Raw genomic sequence first — 17098 nt, 5'->3', positions numbered from 1 at the left:
TAGGGCGGTTCATACCGAGGGCAGTCCCGGTGGGCTGCCGTCGTGTCGGATGTCGCGATTAATCTGCCGGGCATGGTCAACCCCGATACGGCACTGCGCCGCCTTCTGCGCGAAACAGGAAAACTGCTACAGCCGTACGGGTTCCATGGCGTCGAGCCCACCTGGACACGAGTCGGGGCGCGCGGCGTCGCGTCCGTCGGCCGTACCCGCGTGACCCGCACATGGACCGACGGACAACAGGTCCTCGGCTTCGGGCTGACCTTGAAGGCCACCCCCACCCCGTGGTGGGAGTACTGCAACTGGCGCAACACACGACTGGGCCTGCCCCATGTACCGCTGGAATCGGCCACCGGCCCCGACCTGATCGACACTCGCTCGCTGTCCGATGAACTGACCACGCCGTGGATCCTGCGGCTCGACCCAGCCGAACCGGGCCAGCAGGCGTTGCAATCCGACATCGACGCCATCCGCGGCCAACTTCCCCGCCGCGTGCACGCCTATGCCCGCAGAGCGCTACGGCTGCTGGAAGCCGATCACTACCTCGACGAGTTGTCGTCCCAACCCGATCCGGGCATCCGGACCTGGGAGGCGATCATCGTCCTCCTCGCCGACCGCGGACCAGGACCGCGCCTCGATGAGGCCATACGCCGCTTCCAACAGTGCACCACGGGACCGGACGCCTCGGCCTACGCGGACGAAGTCGTCACTTACGCACGCACCCGAACAGCGGTCGGCGAAATCATCTGCGAGCGCTGAGTATGCGGATCGCGCCGGTGATCCGGCGATAATCGCGCCGATCAGGCTGGGGCCTATCTTCGGCTCCCGCCGGCGCATGCGCACGACCGCGACGATGGGCGGACATCGACGGACCGGCCGGACGAGATCGTGACACCGGCAGTGGGCCCCGAACGGTCAGGAGGCCCGAGCACGCCGGGGCAGGTGGCTCGACCCGCGGGCCGACCGGGCATTGCCACTTCGACAACGGCATCTGGTCGCCGAGGTGTGAGCCGAGCCGTCAGCGGTATCCCGGCGCCGAGCCGATCGACAACGGACATCGTTTGTGAAGGAGGACCGAATCATGCGCGGAGTCGTCATGCACGCCCCCGGTGACGTGCGCGTCGAGCAGCGGGAGGACCCGAGGATCGTGGAGCCCACCGACGCGGTCATCCGCATCGCCGCGACCTGTATCTGCGGGTCGGACCTGTGGCCCTACCGCGGCATCGAGAAGCTGAGGGGACCCACCCCGATGGGCCACGAATACATCGGCGTGGTCACGGAGATCGGGCCGGAAGTGAGCGCCCTGAAAGTCGGCGACTTCGTCGTCGGTTCCTTCTTCGCTTCCGACAACACCTGCGAGATCTGCCGCGCCGGCTATCAGAGCCGCTGCGTGCGCAACGTACCGATCGGCATGATCGGCACCCAGGCCGAGCAAGCCCGGATCCCGCTGGCCGACGGCACCCTCGTCGTGGTCCCCGCCACCCCCACGCCCGAGCAGATCCCGCACCTGCTCGCGGCGTCCGACGTGCTCGGCACCGGGTGGTTCGCCGCCGTGGCCGCCGAGGCGGGTCCCGGCAAGACCGTCGCGGTCGTCGGGGACGGCGCGGTCGGGTTGCTGGCCGTGCTGGCCGCCGGGCAGCTGGGCGCGGACCGCGTCGTCGTCATGAGCCGCCACGCCGACCGCCAGGCTTTGGCCCGCAAGTTCGGCGCCACCGATATCGTCGCCGAACGCGGCGACGCCGGTGTGGCCCGGATCAAGGAACTCACCGGCGGCCTGGGCGCGCACTCGGTCGTCGAAGCCGTCGGGACCCAGGAATCGATGGAACAGGCCATCCGGTCGACGCGCCCCGGCGGACACGTCGGTTATGTCGGGGTGAGCCACGATGTCGCGCTCGACGGCATGGAACTGTTCTTCTCCGGTGTGCACCTGCACGGCGGACCCGCGCCTGTGCGCCGCTTCCTGCCCGAATTGATCGACCTCATCCTCCGCGGCGACATCCATCCCGGCGAGGTCTTCGACCGCACCCTGCCCCTCGACGAAGCCGCCGAAGGCTACCGCGCGATGGACCAGCGCCGCGCCACAAAGGTCCTACTCACCCTCTGACACCTCGGGCCGCGCGCGATGCTTGCTCGGGATCGACGCCACCGCGCTGGTGGTGTGCGGAGAGGATGCGCTTCCTCGGTGCCGGCCGTACGGCGACCCGAAGCTCTCGGGTGGATTCCGATACCGCACCGCGCGTGAAGACGACATCGGTGGGTAGGCCACGGACGTGACCGAACCCGGAAACAAGAAGGCACCCGAACTGGGCGACCAGACCGATACCTCCCACCCCGACGACCTGGACCTCGAAACCTACGAAACCCCGCGGGACGAAGACCGCAACGAGGAGGCGGGCGCGGTGGAGCCGCCCGACTGAGCACCGTTTCGCCCATGGTGGCAGGGGAATTCATGCTCCATGGGTATTACCGTCGCCGTCACCGGACCGACCGGCGAGATCGGCATCTCCGCTGTCACCACACTCGAACGCGACCCGGCGGTGGGCCGGATCCTCGGCATGGCCCGCCGCCCCTTCGACCCCGCCGCGCACGGCTGGACGAAGACCGAGTACCGGCGCGGCGACATCCTCGACCGGGCCGCCGTGGACGCCTTGGTCGCCGACGCCGAGGTGGTGATCCATCTGGCATTCGTGATCATGGGCTCGCGGCAGGACAGCGCACGCGTCAATCTCGAGGGCACCCGCAACGTCTTCGAGGCGACGGTGGCCGCCGAACGAGCCCGCCGCCTCGTCTACACCTCCTCGGTCGCCGCCTACGGCTACCACCTGGACAATCCTTCGCCCCTCACCGAGGACGTGCCGCCCGAGGGCTCGACCGAGCACTACTACTCCCAGCAGAAGGCCGCCTGCGAGTCCGCGCTCACCGAGATCACGGCGGGCTCCGACCTCGAGGTGTTCGTGCTGCGGCCGTGCATCGTGGCGGGTCCGAAGGCACCGGCCCTGCACGACCTGCCGTGGGCGAAACTTCCCGGCCCGCTGCGCGCTCTGGCCCGCGCGAATCCGCTGTTCAAGCCGATCGTTCCCGACCCTGGACACCCACTGCAACTCGTCCACCACGACGACGTGGCCACCGCCATCGCACTGGCCGCCACCGCGGACGCCCCGCCCGGCGCGTACAACATCGCGGGCGACGGCACCCTCAGCCTGTCCGACGTGGTGACCGCGCTGGGCGGCAGACCGGTGCGCGTCCCCGCCTTCGCCGCCACGGCGACCTCGACGGCCCTCACCTATCTCCCCTTCGTGCCCGCCACCCTCGAGTGGTTGCACATCGTGCGCACCCCCGTCGTCATGGACACCAACCGCGCGAAGCAGCATCTCGGCTGGAAACCGGCGTACACATCGGCCGAAACCCTCGCGGCGCTCGCCGCCGCCCGCTGACCCGGACGCAATCCGCCTGCCGCGGATCGACACTCAGTAGCAGGACCGGCTACCGCAGTGGATCAGTTCCACACGGCGGGCCCGGATGGCGACGCGGTTACGCGACCGCCTGACGCTGCATGACTTTCGAGCACCGATGCTGCTGGACGACGGGTTGCGGCGAACGGGCTGCGGCGGACGAGTCGAGCGGAGCAATGCGGCGCCGTAGTGGGCGCCTCCGTCGCCATACGTCCGGCCTCCATAAGTGGTCCGAATACGCCTCGGCGACTCAGGATTCGGTCATATGCGGATCCCGCCGCCGCTGTTGCCGACTCGTATGGGTACGCACGGCGTCGAGGTATTCGGCGATGGCCTCCCGGTTGCGGGTGAGGCAGTCGATGCGCCGGGACATGCGGGTCAGTTCGTCCTCGAGCAGGGTGAGCATTTCCGGCGTCGCCTCGTCGAACATGATGGAGCAAGGCTGGTCGAGGCAGGGCAGGATCTGTTTGATGATGCGGGTGGGCAGGCCGGCGTCGAGCAGTCCCCGGATCTGGCGAACGCGGTCCACCAGACCCTCGTCGTAGGTGCGATAACCGTTGCCACAGCGCTGCGCGGCGATCAAGCCCTGCTCTTCGTAGTAGCGCAGCAGTCGCCGAGACGTGCCGGTTCGCTCGGACAGTTCTCCGATACGCATATGTGTTCCACCTCATACCGACCCGGGTTGACCATCACATAGATGTGATGGTTCGAGCATAGGGCTCATGAAGATAGGCATCACCACCTTCGTCACCGACGAAGGGATCAGCGGTCCGAAACTCGGTGTGGCACTGGAGGAGCGGGGGTTCGAGTCGTTGTTCTTGGCCGAGCACTCCCATATCCCCGCGAGCCGCAGGTCCCCCGCCCCGGGCGGCGGCGAGCTGCCGCGGCCGTACTTCCGCGCGGTGGATCCGTTCGTCGCGCTCGCCGCCGTCGCGGCCGTCACCGAGCGGCTGATCCTCGGAACCGGCGTGACCCTGCTGATCCAGCGCGACGTCATCCACACCGCCAAGGAGGTCGCGACGCTCGACCTGATCTCCGGCGGACGCTTCGTCTTCGGCGTCGGCACGGGCTGGAATCGCGAGGAGATGGCCGATCACGGCACCGATCCACGCACCCGCGGCGCACTGCTGGACGAGCAACTCGCCGCCATCCGGGCGATCTGGACCGACGAACTCGCCGAATTCCACGGACGGTTCCTGGATTTCGAGCCGATGTACGCCTGGCCGAAACCCGTGCAGCAGCCGCATCCGCCGATCTTCCTCGGCGGCGCGGAAGCGGCGGCCGAGCGCGCGATCCGCCACGGTGTCGGCTGGATTCCCGCCGCCGTGACCGATCCCGCTGAAATCCCCGCTCAGCTTTCCCGGCTGCACGGGCACGACCTGCCGGTCACGGTCGCATTCGTGGCGACGGATCCCGCGCTGATCGAGGGCTATGCCGAGGCCGGAGTGCAGCGGTTGCTCTTCGGCCTGCCGACCCTTCCGGAATCGGAAACACTGCACGCCCTCGACGAGATCGCGAAGGCGGCCGACCGGTACCTGGTTTGATCCCGCCACGCTCGACTTGCCTTGACATCGGCGGCAAGGTCTACCGTTGCGACGCCGGTGTGGTGCGGGGATCGCGAGTACGGCGATGCGGGATCACACCGGCTCCGCTCTCCATCCGAGATGCTCCTCGCTGGATTCGCGCCGACGCGCATACGAAGGGATGTCTGTGAAATTCGCGATCAGCTACAGCACGCCGTTCAACGGGACCGACCCCGATCGGCTCATCAGGTTTGCCCAGCATGCCGAGGAATGTGGTTTCGAGGCCCTGTACGTGCAGGATCACATCGCGTTGTACCCCGGCGCGTCCTACGGCGCTGGAGAACTGCCCGCGACACTGCCCTACTTCGATCCGCTCGACTGTCTGGGTTTCGTCGCCGCGGCCACGCGACGACTGCTGCTCGGCACCGGTGTCCTGTTGCTGCCGTATCGCCACCCCGTGGTGCTCGCCAAGCGCCTGGCCACCATCGATGTCTTGTCCAAGGGCCGCATGCGGCTGCTCACCGTCGGAATCGGGGCCCTGCCCGGCGAGGCGCAGGCGGTGGGGGTGGACTTCCACACCCGCGGCCGCCGCGCCGACGAGGCGATCGACGTGCTGCGCCTGCTGTGGTCGGGCGGTCCCGACGGCGTCGGCTATCACGGCGAGTTCTTCGACTTCGACGCTCTCTGCAGTTACCCGAAGCCGCTCGAGGCGGCCGGACTTCCGATCCACGTGGGCGGATCGAGCCGGGCTGCCGCCCGCCGCGCCGGACTGCGCGGCAACGGCTACTTCGCGGGCGGAATGCTGGAGGAGGCCGAGCGCGATCTGCAGATCGAGGTGGCGCGCAAGGCGGCCGCGGAAGCGGGCCGTGACCCGGCCGCCTTGGAGTACACCCGCTGGGGCTCGGCCGATCTGTCGGCCGAGCAGGTCGGGCAACTCGAGGAACACGGCGTGACCCGGATCGTGGTCAACCTGACCACGGCGAGCGCCGAAGAACAGCACGACAAGATGTCGGAATTCGCCGAACGGTTCGGTCTGGCACCGAAGTAGCAGGCGGCAGCCGATCCGCGAACGCTCACACCTGCCGGAAAATCCACTTCTCCCGGTCGCTTTCCCGGTTGATCAACAGTTGCGGTCGATTGTTCACGATCACCCCGATGACGAATTCGTCGTCGCTGGTCGCGATCGGAGAAATCTCCGGGAAATCCGGCAGGTCCCAGCCGTAATGCTCCTCGCTGCACACCAGGTGCCCATTCGCACGGATCGCCGCGAGGTGGCCGCCCGTTTTCTTGTTGACGATGTCGAAATCGCCCTCTTCGGGATTGGCCGGACAGGTCCACAGCTGCGCGTCGTCGTCGGCGGCACGCTGGCGCATGGTCACGCTGTCCGCGGTGCCGTCGACCGCGAGTGCTTGGCCCGTCTCGTAGTTGATGATCTGGTAAGTCGTGGCAGTCTTTTCGGCCATGGTCTCGTCCTCACTGTGTGAGCGCACCGCTACCGGGCTCGACACCGCCCGTGACGCTGCGCTGATCTCGTAGTCGTCGTCCAAGGCGAATCGCCGACAGCAAGTACAGCAGAAACGGCTCCACATCGGAGCGGATTCCCGCAGCTGTATCCAGATCGCCGTCTCCGCTCCTCGATGCGGGAGTAATTCATCCGAAAGAGGTGAGGGAACGCACGGCCGCGAATTCATATGCTGCACCGGGCGAACGAGGTTCGCGCCATCGATTGCTGTCGAGCGCACGACCTGAAGGGAGACGACCGATGACCGATACCGGCATGGGAGCCAAGCGGAAGATCGTGTCTTTGTCCGCACCGATCGAGCAGCCGCCCGCCCAGAAGAGTTCGCCCGGCTGGTACAAGCTGTACAACGACACGGACATGTACGTTTCGGTCTACCGGCAGGAACGGGACCAGCCCAAATCGCTGTTCATTCTGGCCCCCGGACAGACCAGCTCCGAGTACGAGGCGGGGCACGAGATCTACATCCTGTGGATCACCGATGTCGGCACCGAGTCGACCCCGATCACCTGGGACGGTTCCGGCGGTTTCAGCTGCGAGTACGTGCTGAGCGGGTACACGCAGGCGAATCAGGTGAACAACGTGAGCTCCTTCCAATAGGCGGGGGCGATGAAGGCGCTGCAGTCTCGACCTGTCCTGGCCGTCGCTCGCCTACCAGCAGCCGCACGAAGGGAAGACCAGCAGGCGCGCGGTGGTCCTCCCCAACGGATGAGCCGCCGGTAGCGCTCGGACGCCGATTTGGCCGAAAGTATGGATTTTCTGACCTCAGGTGTTTGGCATCGGTCTTTGTCCAGGTCATAGCGTTGTCGTCATGAGCACACCTTCGATCGTCATCATCGGCACCGGTTTCGGGGGGCTCGGCATGGCGATGGAACTCCAGCGTGCGGGCCTGCACGATTTCCAGATCCTGGAGCGGGCCGAGGACGTCGGCGGTGTCTGGCGGGAGAACACCTATCCGGGCGCGGGCTGCGACATCCCCTCCCCGCTGTATTCCTACTCATACGCGCCGCGCACCGACTGGCCGAAGCGGTTCTCCCGGCAGCCGGACATCCTCGCCTACCTGCGCGGGATCGCTCGCGAGCACGATCTGCTGCCCAAGATCCGCTTCCGCGCCGAGGTCACCGAGGCCGAGTTCGACGACGCGACCGAACGGTGGACCGTGCGCACCGCCGACGGCGCCGAGCTGACCTGCGATGTGCTGATCTCCGCGGTCGGGCAGCTCTCGCGGCCCGCGCTGCCGAACATCCCCGGTGTGGAGACCTTCCGCGGCACGGCCTTCCACTCCGCCGAGTGGGATCACGAAGCCGACCTGACCGGCAAGCGGGTGGCGGTCATCGGCACCGGCGCGAGCGCGGTCCAGTTCGTGCCCGCGATCGCGCCCTCGGTGGCGCAGTTGACGCTGTTCCAGCGTTCGGCCGCGTGGATCATGCCGAAACCGGACGTCGAGTACAAAGCCTGGCATCATCGCGCCTTCCGGCTGCTGCCGATCACCCGCCTGACCGAGCGGTTCGCGTTCTGGCTGTTCTGCGAGTTCCTCGCGCTGGGCATCGTCGACGTGCCGGTCATCCGCAAGCTGGTGACGCGGATCGGCCTGCGGCAGCTGAAGCGCCAGGTGGCGGACCCGGACCTGCGGGCCGCGCTGACCCCCGACTATCCGGCCGGCTGCAAGCGAGCGCTGTTCTCGAACGACTACCTTCCCGCGCTCACCCGCTCCAACGTGACGGTGGAGACCACCGCGATCGCCGAGATCACCCCGGAGGGCGTGCGCACCGCCGACGGCGCGCTGCACGAGGTGGACGCGGTGGTCTACGGCACGGGCTTCAAGGGCACCGAATTCCTTTGGCCGATGCGGATCTCCGGCCGGGGCGGGCGCAAGCTGGCCGACGAGTGGTCGCAGGGGGCCCGAGCCTACCGAGGCATAACGGTTCCCGGTTACCCGAACCTGTTCCTCGTCTACGGCCCCAACACCAACCTCGGCGTCGGTTCGATCGTCTACATGATCGAATCCCAGGCCCGCTATATCCGCCAGGCCGTCCAGCGTCTCGCCGAGCGGCCCGGCCACGTGCTCGAAGTGCGCCCCGATGTCGAGGCCCGGTTCGATCGCAGGCTGCAACAGCGGCTCGACCGCACACCGTGGAACTTCTGCTCGAGCTGGTATCGCAACGCGGCCGGGCGAATCACCAACAACTGGCCGGGCACCGTCACCAGCTATCGGTGGCATACGCGCAAGTTCGACTTCGCGGACTACGACCCGAGGCGCGTCTCCTGACGCGACCTCCTCTGCGGCAACAACTTTCGACGAGTGGTGGAGATCAGATGACGTTCGACTACGACGTGGTGGTCGTCGGTTCCGGGTTCGGCGGCAGTGTGACCGCGCTGCGGCTCACCGAGAAGGGCTACCGGGTCGGCGTGCTCGAGGCGGGACGGCGTTTCGCCGACGACGAGTTCGCCACGACCTCCTGGGACGCGAAGAAGTACCTGTGGGCCCCGGCCCTTGGTTGCTTCGGCATCCAGCGGCTGACGCTGCTGAAGGACACCTTCATCATGGCGGGCGCGGGCGTCGGCGGCGGCTCGCTGGTGTACGCGAACACCCTCTACGAACCGCCGGACAAGTTCTACCGCGACCGCCAGTGGGCCCACATCACCGACTGGAAGGACGAACTCGCTCCGCACTACGACCAGGCCAAGCGGATGCTGGGCGTGACGACCAACCCGGCGACCACGCCGGCGGACCGTGTGCTGGCCGAGATCGCCGAGGAGATGGGCGTCGGCTCGACCTACCGCAGCACTCCCGTCGGCGTCCTGTTCGGCGGCAACGGCGCGCGGCCCGGTCAGGATGTGCCCGACCCGTTCTTCGGCGGCGCGGGCCCCGCCCGCAACACCTGCACGCACTGCGGCGAGTGCATGACCGGCTGCCGCCACAACGCCAAGAACACCCTGGTCAAGAACTATCTCTACCTCGCGGAGCTGGCCGGTGCGATGGTCCATCCGCTCACCACGGTGACCGATGTGCGTCCGCTGCCCGGCGGCGGCTACGAGATCTCCACCGTCCGCACCGGACGCTGGGTCCGCAGGGCGCGCCGCAGGTTCACCGCCGAGCAGGTCGTCTTCGCCGCGGCCGCGCTTGGCACCCAGAGACTGCTGCACCGGCTCCGCGACCGCGGTTCTCTGCCGGACATCTCCCCGCGTCTGGGCGAACTCTCCCGCACCAACTCCGAGGAGTTGCTCTCGATACGCAGCCGCCGCAAGGACTCCGACTTCACCAAAGGGGTGGCGATCACCTCCTCGATCCACCCGGACGAAGACACCCACATCGAGCCGGTGCGCTACGGCAAGGGCAGCAACGCCATCGGCCTCATCGGCACCGCCATGATCGACCCCGATGGGCGGACATCGAAGCTGCGCCTGTGGGCGCGAACCATGCGCAAGCTCGGACGCGACGCCTTCCACATCCAGAATCCGCGCGGCTGGTCGGAGCAGATGATCGGGCTGCTGGTGATGCAGTCGGTCGACAACTCCATCACCACCTACACCGAACGCGGTCTGTTCGGTCGCAAGATGACCACCAGACAAGGTGTGGGCGAACCGAATCCGACCTGGCTTCCGGCGGGGCACGAGGTGGCCCACCGGGTCGCCGACAAGATCGACGGCATCCCGGGCGCCGGTTGGAGCGCTCTGTTCGACATCCCGATGACCGGGCATTTCATCGGCGGCTGCGTCATCGGCGACTCCTCGGACGCCGGGGTGGTCGATCCCTACCACCGGATGCACGGGTACCGGGGACTGCATGTCATCGACGGTTCGACCATCTCGGCCAATCTCGGGGTGAACCCTTCGCTCACGATCACCGCGCAGGCCGAGCGCGCCACCGCCCTCTGGCCGAACAAGGGCGAGCCGGATCCGCGTCCCGAGCCGGGCGCGCCCTACCGGCGCATCGCCCCCGTGCCGCCGCGCAACCCCGTGGTCCCGGCCGACGCTCCGGCCGCGCTCCGGTTACCGATCATCGAGATCAAGGGGCCGTCCGGCCGGTCCGAGCCGACGGCGGACACACGCGGCTGACCGACGGCCGTATCGGCGGGCTCTGCGAACCGCATCCCGCATTCGGGCCGTCGGACGCCGACGAGCGCGACAACAGGTGGTCGGCCCGGCCGTGATCGGACTCAGACCGGAACGCCGCCATAGGTGCGCCGGTATCGCGCTTGGAGGAACGACAGTATCCCGAACGCCATCAGCCCGAGGGCCACAGCGATGAGCAGCCAAGGGCCCAAGGCGCTGTCGGCGAAATCATGCAGAACGGCGTCGACCCCTTTGGCGTTCGCCGGTTCGTAGTTCGCGGCCGCCACCACCGCGGCGAGTCCGATGCCGATGACGATGACGCCCCGCGCCAGATAGCCGATCCGGCCCAGCCATATCACGGCCTCCCGCGAAGCGCGGGTCATCCAGCCCATTCGCAGATCGTCGAGGAAGCCCAGCCGAATCCCGCGCAGGGTTATCAGGACGCCCCCGGCCAGGATGGCCAAGCCAAGGAGCAAGACGACCACTTGGCCGCCGTTCCAGCCGAGTATCCGGGCGGTCACATCGCGTGCGAATGCGTCACTCGGCTGCGGTGTCCGGCCGTCCACGACGAACCTGAGAACGACGAAGGACGCTATGGCATAGAGGATTCCGAGGCCCAAGGCGCGCAGCCGGGGCCCATTCGAACTCGTCGCGGGCGCGGCGGCGGCCTGCGCCAGCCGCCAGGCGGCCAGAGCCGCGAATCCGAAACCCAGAATCCACAGCAGCAGATAGCCCAGCGGCTTACCGGCGAGCGCCGCCAGCGCACCGCCCGCGGTCGGCTCGTGCTGCGCGGTGCCGACGGCCAGCATGAAGGCGAGAATGCCGATGACGATGTAGGCGATCCCGCGTGCGATGAAGCCGAAGCGCGCGGCCCCACGCAATCCGCCGGATCTCGCATACCTGCCCGTCCCCCGACGCTCGCGCCGCCGCCACCGGTCGCCATACCGGTTGCGCCATCCGCTTCCGTACCCGGTCCGCCATCGGCTGCGCCGCATTCCGCCGGTGCGGCGCCATCGGTATCTGTCAGCATTTCGGAACAAACTCATGGTTCTCACCTCTCCATGGACCGTATTGCCCACTTCGGGTGGAATAACCGCTACGGTCACGGTCACCGTAGGAGACCCGGAAAACCCTGCTCACGAACACTGGCTGTCGCGGACGCAGGCGAGCAGGAGCTGAGTGATGTCGGCCCGCGGGGGCGTCGTGGAGCGCGGCTGGGTGGCCAACGGGATCTGCGCGAAGTCGGCGGCGTGCGCGGCGCCGAGCTGGGTGGCGGAGCGGAAACCGTAACGCTGCCAGGCGATCGACTGGATCTTCGGATCCTGGAGCGCCGTGATCAACCGATGCGCGGGAGCGGTGAGGGCGAGGATCGGATTGCTGTTGAAGATCGTCGGGTCCGGATACAGCAGCCTGGCGTTCGCCAGCAGCGCCTCGGTGGCGGGGCCGTTGTCGCGGTAGCCGACCAGCTGTTGCAGGATCTGGTTCTCGTATCCGGCGTACAACGAGGCCGCTCCTTGGATGAGCCATTCCCGGAAACCGCCGTCGGAACTGTCGGACTGCAGACCCTGCGCGTCGTAGAGGCCGCGCACGGCGGGCAGTCCCGACCTGGCCTCGCTGACCGTCGGCGGCTGGAACACGTCGCCCGAGGCGATGACCGTCAGTTCCAGTTGCAGCAGCGTGAATCCGGAGTTCGAGGACTTCGGATCCGTGCTGGCGATCCGGATGGGACCGGCGAGGTCGGGCGCGCCGAGCGCGGTCCACTTCTGCTTGGGCAAGACGAAGTCGAGCAGCAAGCGCTTGAAATCGACGATGTAGTAGGTGTTGTCGCGCCGCGCCACGATGCCCGCGCGAACCAGCGCGTCGGTCGCGGCCGCGCCCGCGTAGATCACTTCCGGCGTCTCGAGCACCGATTCGGCGCGGTAGTCCGGGAAGGTGGCGGTGTCGTGCGATGTCTCGAAGACGCTGCGCGCACTCGCCGAAGACGGCCACAGGCAGTCGATCTTCTGATTGCGCAGCTGCTCGGTGGGTATCTGCGCCAGGTCATAGGAACCGCGTTTTTCGAAGCGCACCTCGAGTCCGTACCGGTCGCGCAGGACGGCACGGACTTCGCCGTCGGCCATGAGCGACGATTTCTCCGATCCGCCCGAGCAGGTGAGCTGCTGGACTGCGGCCGGAGTGTCGTTCGAGTCGCGGATCACCACGACGCCAACGGCAATGGCGATCACGGCGACCACGATCGCGATGAGGACGGGGAGGCGGGATCTGTTCATCGCTCCTCACTCGGGGGAAGCTGCGAAGGATTCATGAGTTCCAGGTGGGCCAGGTCCCGGAAGAAGGACGCCAGATCGGCCTCGCCGATTTGTTCGGCGCTGTGCGCGGCGAAAGCCTCGAAACCGGCGAGTGTGCGCCGGCCGCGGATCAGCAGCGCCTCGGCATCACCATAGGCCGACCTGTGGTCCTGGATCTCGACGTACCGCCGCAGCGCCGATTCCACACTGACCAGGTAGTCCAGCAGCTTGCGTGAGGTCATGGAAAGGCTTGCCGGATCGACGGTCTCGGTGCGATCGAGCAGGCGTGGGATGGTGTCACAGGCTCGCAGCAGGGCAACGCGTGTGTCGGCATCCGTGACGCGCGCGGCCAGTGTCGCCACCCGGCGGTTGGTCTCCGATACCCGCCGCGTCAGCCGACCGCGCCGAGTGACGGCAGCGACCGATTGCCCGGCGAGGCCGGTGAGCACGGCCGCGCCGACCGCGACCAGCGCCGCGCCGACCGGCGATCCGAGCACGGCGTACAGACCGAGGAAAGTGGGAACGAGCACGACCAGCGCCGCGATCACGGCGGCATTACTCGGCACCGGCCCCTCCTACCGGTAACCGGTGGCCTGGCGCAACGCCGCGACCATGTCATCGGTGGTGATATACGACCCGCCGGTGCGCTCGGCGATCGTCCGGAGCGTGTCCTGTTGCACCGCGGAGCCGAATCCGATGACCACCACCGGGACTCCGGTGCGGGCGATGTCGTCGAGGCCTCGGCCGCCTTCGGTGTCGGCGCCGTCGGTCATGAGGATGACGAGACGTTTTCGTTCCGGATCGGCCGCACCGGTGAACTGGTCGGCGGCGGCGTCGAGGCAGCGGTAGATGCCGGTGTTGCCGCCCGGCTTGCGGGCGCGAACGGCGTCGCGCAGGCTCCGCAGGTCCGGTGCCGCATTGCCGCCGGTCCATCGCGCGGGGGCCGTGGTGTGGTTGAACAGCAGCACCGCCGTGCGGTCGTGCGGACCGATCTGGAGCAGGTACTTCTTCGATTGCACCGGATCGAACAGCAGGTCCACGGCCCGCTGCACCCCGTCCCAGCCGCCGTTGTCGGCCATGCTGCCGGAGGCATCGATGCAGTAGACCAGGTCGGTGGGAGTGCGGTAGACGGTCTGGTAGTTCTCCAGCGCGGCGTCGATGACCGGAGCGGCCGGATACGTGATCGGCTGGTCGGTGATCGTCGCGCGGATGCCCCAGGCCGGATCGAAGACCGCACGCGGTGCGCCCGGCAGCGACAGCCCGATGCTGGTGATCGGCCGCCGCCCCAACTGCACCAGCCGTTGCTGGGTATCCGCCGAAAGCAAGAAGTCTTGTAGTTCGCGGAAATTCGCGAGCTTCTCCGGATTGTCGCCGTGCGGCAGGAATCCCAGCGGAGCGTCCGAGATCGCGAGTGCGCCCTTGGGGTAGATGGCGTACAGCGGTTCCTTACCCGCCCGCACCAGTTGCTGGTTGCGCTCGATCACCAGATCCTCGTAGGTGAACATGGTCTTGCACTGCTGCGGTGTGGCCAGGCATTCGTCCATGAGCAGCCCGGTGGACGGCGGCGTCTTCCCGAAAGCCCGTGTCAGACGCGTTATCCCGGCACGAACCTGCTCCGAATCGAGTTGCGGCCGGGTCAGCGGCACACCGGGATCGTTGCCTGCGAAGTAGTTGAGGAAGCCCAGCAGCACGGTCGCGCCGGAATTGGACTGGGTCGGATTCGTCATCCACGTCGTGGTCTTCTTCGCCTCGACCGCCGCCAATATCTCCTCGACGCCCACCTCCCGCCCGGTGAATCCCAGCGCGTCCAACTCGCTACGCGGACCGGCGAATACCAGTGGCGTGCTGAACATGGGTTGCACTTGCCGCAGGCGGTGTGCGGTGTCACCCAATTGCTGGAAAAGGCTGCTGGCGAACCAGAATCCGTCGTAGGGCGCGTCGCCGGACTCCAGCAGCCGAGCTTGATCCACCGATCCCAAGCGGGTCATGGTGCAGGTCAGCTTCTGGTCCCGGCACCACGGCTGCACGACCTGCTCGAATACCGCGTCGTGCTCGGAGCCCGCCACGATGTTCAGCACCCTCGCATCGGCGTTGTACGCACGGACAGGTCCGGACTTGCGATCCTCCCCGCAACCCGAGAGCAGACCACAGAGCGTGAAAATTATTACGGCAAGCACTGATGTGCGGCGATACGGCAATTCGCCACCTTCCCCTCGATGACGCGATCGTAAACGCAGCCGACGGCGGAAACGGTGAACTACCAGTAACGTCCAGGGGAATCCTCGTCCATGCCGCGATCGCGGATCCCGAGAACCGCACCCTTCAGGGTGCATCGGCACGTCGCCTGCTCGATCCCGGCGCGGGTTCCTCGGGTGGAGCCGTGTTCGCCCGCGCAGCCGCAGCGGCGTGCGGCTCGAGCGAGGCGCGCAGGCGAGCGTGGCACATGTCCTGATCGACGGGCAGGCGGCTGCCCAGGTGTCCCTCCCGCGAGCGAGCGTGTCCGGCCGTGCGGGCAGCCCATCGCACCCGCGGCGACCGGCGCTCAGCGCGTCCGGGCGAATTCTGATGAATAGACCAGAACCGCCGTTTACTTTCAGCTATCGTCGGTGGCAGAGCAACCGCTCTGCGGGACGCCAGTGATGCCGGCACAGCCGTGGATCCGGACGTCCCGCGCAGGCCCGGGCAGTCGGACACCGACCGCTCTGTTCCACCGAGGAGCCGCATGTACCCCGGCGCACACGTCGACCGCTTCCCAGACAAACCGGCTGTTGTCGTCGCCGAGAGCGGTGAAGCGCTGACCTACCGGGAGCTCGAGGAGAACTCGGTTCGACTGGCCCGGCACCTGTACGACGCGGGGCTGCGCAAGGGCGATCACGTCGCGCTGCTGTCCGGCAACGACCCGAAGATCTACGAGGTGTACTGGGCGGCATTGCGAACCGGGCTTTACATCACCGCGGTCAACCGGCATCTGTCGCCCAGCGAGATCAGCTATATCGTCAACGACTGCGGAGCCAGGGCGCTGATCGTATCGGCCGGTCTCGCCGACGCCGCCGAGCAGATCGTCCCGGAGACTCCCGCGGTCGAGATCCGCCTGGCCTTCGGTGGCCAGGTGCCGGGATACAAGTCCTACGAGGACGCCCGGGTGGCAGCGTCTCCCGATCCCTTGCCGGACCAGCCGCGCGGTGCGGACATGCTCTATTCCTCGGGCACCACCGGACGGCCCAAGGGCATCAAACAACCCTTGCCCGACCGGCAGGTCGGTGACGCGCCCGGTGACACCTACACCGCGATCTTCGGCCCGCTCTACGGATTCGACACCGAGACCGTCTATCTCTCCCCTGCCCCGCTCTATCACGCGGCGCCGCTGCGCTTCGGCGGCGTGGTCCACGCGCTCGGCGGAACGCTGGTGATCATGGAGAAGTTCGACGCCGAACAGGCATTGGCGGCCATCGAGCGCTACCGCATGACCCACAGCCAGTGGGTGCCGACCATGTTCGTGCGGATGCTGAAGCTCGACGAGGCGGTCCGCGCCCGCTACGACGTGTCCAGCCTGCGGGTCGCCGTGCACGCGGCCGCCCCCTGCCCCGTCGACGTGAAGCGGGCGATGATCGACTGGTGGGGCCCGATCCTGTACGAGTACTACGCCTCTACCGAGGCCAACGGCGCCACCTTCATCGACAGCGAGCAGTGGTTGCGCAAGCCCGGCTCGGTCGGCACGGCCGGTCTCGGCAGCATCCGGGTGTGCGGCGACGACGGCGCTGAGCTGCCCACCGGCGCGATCGGCACCGTCTACTTCGAACGCGATGAGGCCCCCTTCGCCTATCACAACGACCCCGCTAAGACCGCCGAAGCGGTCCACCCGGACCACCCGACCTGGACCACCACCGGCGACATCGGCTACGTCGACGAGGAGGGCTACCTGTTCCTCACCGACCGCAAGGCTTTCATGATCATCTCCGGCGGCGTGAACATCTACCCGCAGGAGGTCGAGGACGCCCTCGCCCTGCACCCGAAGGTGCTCGACGTGGCGGTGATCGGCGTGCCCGACCAGGAGATGGGCGAATCGGTCAAGGCCGTAGTCCAACCGGCCCCCGGCGCCCGAGCCCGGCCCCGCCTTGGCCACGGAGCTGCGCGATTATCTGCGCGACCGCATCGCCCACTACAAGGTGCCGCGCAGTTTCGACTTCGCCGACGATCTGCCCAGGACCCCCACCGGGAAGCTGGTCAAGGGCGAACTCCGCCAGCGATACCTGTGAGGTTTCC

15 protein-coding genes and 1 pseudogene are annotated in these 17098 nt (G+C 67.6%); 10 read left to right on the top strand and 6 right to left on the bottom strand.

What is annotated here, in order from left to right; translation table 11 throughout:
* Nucleotides 1-72 precede the first annotated feature (72 nt).
* The 4 genes from ACIA5H_RS18050 to ACIA5H_RS18035 all read left to right on the top strand — a co-directional run bounded on the left by ACIA5H_RS18050 (nt 73) and on the right by ACIA5H_RS18035 (nt 3431).
* The gene (locus ACIA5H_RS18050) at nt 73-756 is read left to right on the top strand and encodes a hypothetical protein (protein WP_397076836.1); all 684 of its coding nucleotides are present in this window, start codon (nt 73-75) and stop codon (nt 754-756) included.
* Nucleotides 757-1078: 322 nt separating this feature from the next.
* Nucleotides 1079-2101 (top strand): zinc-dependent alcohol dehydrogenase family protein, encoded by a 1023-nt coding sequence (locus ACIA5H_RS18045; protein ID WP_397076835.1) that lies wholly within the window; start codon nt 1079-1081, stop codon nt 2099-2101.
* Nucleotides 2102-2267: 166 nt separating this feature from the next.
* The gene (locus tag ACIA5H_RS18040) at nt 2268-2414 is read left to right on the top strand and encodes a hypothetical protein (RefSeq protein ID WP_355070689.1); all 147 of its coding nucleotides are present in this window, start codon (nt 2268-2270) and stop codon (nt 2412-2414) included.
* Nucleotides 2415-2453: 39 nt separating this feature from the next.
* Nucleotides 2454-3431 carry an NAD-dependent epimerase/dehydratase family protein gene (locus ACIA5H_RS18035; protein WP_379250908.1) on the top strand — a complete coding sequence of 326 codons (978 nt, stop codon included), beginning with the start codon at nt 2454-2456 and terminating at the stop codon, nt 3429-3431.
* 268 nt (nt 3432-3699) lie between these two features.
* Here the strand turns inward: ACIA5H_RS18035 and ACIA5H_RS18030 are convergent, their stop codons facing one another.
* Nucleotides 3700-4104: a MerR family transcriptional regulator gene (locus ACIA5H_RS18030; RefSeq protein ID WP_397076834.1), complete on the bottom strand. Its 405-nt coding sequence runs from the start codon at nt 4102-4104 to the stop codon at nt 3700-3702.
* Nucleotides 4105-4171: 67 nt separating this feature from the next.
* Between ACIA5H_RS18030 and ACIA5H_RS18025 the strand changes: the two genes are divergently transcribed.
* Nucleotides 4172-4993 carry an LLM class F420-dependent oxidoreductase gene (locus ACIA5H_RS18025; RefSeq protein WP_379250912.1) on the top strand — a complete coding sequence of 274 codons (822 nt, stop codon included), beginning with the start codon at nt 4172-4174 and terminating at the stop codon, nt 4991-4993.
* Nucleotides 4994-5159: 166 nt separating this feature from the next.
* A complete protein-coding gene (locus tag ACIA5H_RS18020; protein ID WP_397076833.1) occupies nt 5160-6020 on the top strand; it encodes a TIGR03619 family F420-dependent LLM class oxidoreductase in 861 nt (286 codons plus the stop codon).
* 25 nt (nt 6021-6045) lie between these two features.
* On the opposite strand, the gene ACIA5H_RS18015 is transcribed toward ACIA5H_RS18020, so the two are convergent.
* Complete coding sequence (locus ACIA5H_RS18015; RefSeq protein ID WP_379250916.1) at nt 6046-6435, bottom strand: RICIN domain-containing protein; 390 nt, start codon at nt 6433-6435, stop codon at nt 6046-6048.
* A gap of 299 nt (nt 6436-6734) precedes the next feature.
* Between ACIA5H_RS18015 and ACIA5H_RS18010 the strand changes: the two genes are divergently transcribed.
* The 3 genes from ACIA5H_RS18010 to ACIA5H_RS18000 all read left to right on the top strand — a co-directional run bounded on the left by ACIA5H_RS18010 (nt 6735) and on the right by ACIA5H_RS18000 (nt 10550).
* Entirely contained in the window at nt 6735-7091 is a 357-nt protein-coding gene (locus ACIA5H_RS18010; RefSeq protein ID WP_397076832.1) for a hypothetical protein, read from the top strand.
* Between the two features lie 211 nt (nt 7092-7302).
* Nucleotides 7303-8760, top strand: a complete 1458-nt coding sequence (locus tag ACIA5H_RS18005) for a flavin-containing monooxygenase (protein ID WP_397076831.1) — start codon at nt 7303-7305, stop codon at nt 8758-8760.
* 47 nt (nt 8761-8807) lie between these two features.
* Nucleotides 8808-10550: an FAD-dependent oxidoreductase gene (locus ACIA5H_RS18000; protein WP_397076830.1), complete on the top strand. Its 1743-nt coding sequence runs from the start codon at nt 8808-8810 to the stop codon at nt 10548-10550.
* Nucleotides 10551-10651: 101 nt separating this feature from the next.
* On the opposite strand, the gene ACIA5H_RS17995 is transcribed toward ACIA5H_RS18000, so the two are convergent.
* From ACIA5H_RS17995 to ACIA5H_RS17980, 4 genes are all read right to left on the bottom strand, one after another.
* Nucleotides 10652-11428: a DUF1206 domain-containing protein gene (locus ACIA5H_RS17995; protein WP_379250924.1), complete on the bottom strand. Its 777-nt coding sequence runs from the start codon at nt 11426-11428 to the stop codon at nt 10652-10654.
* Nucleotides 11429-11683: 255 nt separating this feature from the next.
* Nucleotides 11684-12817, bottom strand: a complete 1134-nt coding sequence (locus ACIA5H_RS17990; RefSeq protein ID WP_397076829.1) for a hypothetical protein — start codon at nt 12815-12817, stop codon at nt 11684-11686.
* Nucleotides 12814-13401 carry a hypothetical protein gene (locus tag ACIA5H_RS17985; RefSeq protein ID WP_397076828.1) on the bottom strand — a complete coding sequence of 196 codons (588 nt, stop codon included), beginning with the start codon at nt 13399-13401 and terminating at the stop codon, nt 12814-12816. Before ACIA5H_RS17985 ends, ACIA5H_RS17990 begins: the two co-directional genes overlap by 4 nt.
* Before the next feature lie 9 nt (nt 13402-13410).
* A complete protein-coding gene (locus tag ACIA5H_RS17980; RefSeq protein WP_397076827.1) occupies nt 13411-15033 on the bottom strand; it encodes a VWA domain-containing protein in 1623 nt (540 codons plus the stop codon).
* Between the two features lie 524 nt (nt 15034-15557).
* Here ACIA5H_RS17980 and ACIA5H_RS17975 point away from each other — a divergent pair.
* Nucleotides 15558-17091: pseudogene (locus tag ACIA5H_RS17975) on the top strand (acyl-CoA synthetase).
* Nucleotides 17092-17098: the final 7 nt, after the last annotated feature.

Origin of the sequence: Nocardia sp. NPDC051900, assembly GCF_044452545.1 — a bacterium.
In the GTDB taxonomy this organism is placed as follows: domain Bacteria; phylum Actinomycetota; class Actinomycetes; order Mycobacteriales; family Mycobacteriaceae; genus Nocardia; species Nocardia sichangensis.
The sequence above is the reverse complement of the archived record's forward strand: the minus strand, read 5'-3'. Positions and strand labels throughout refer to the sequence as shown.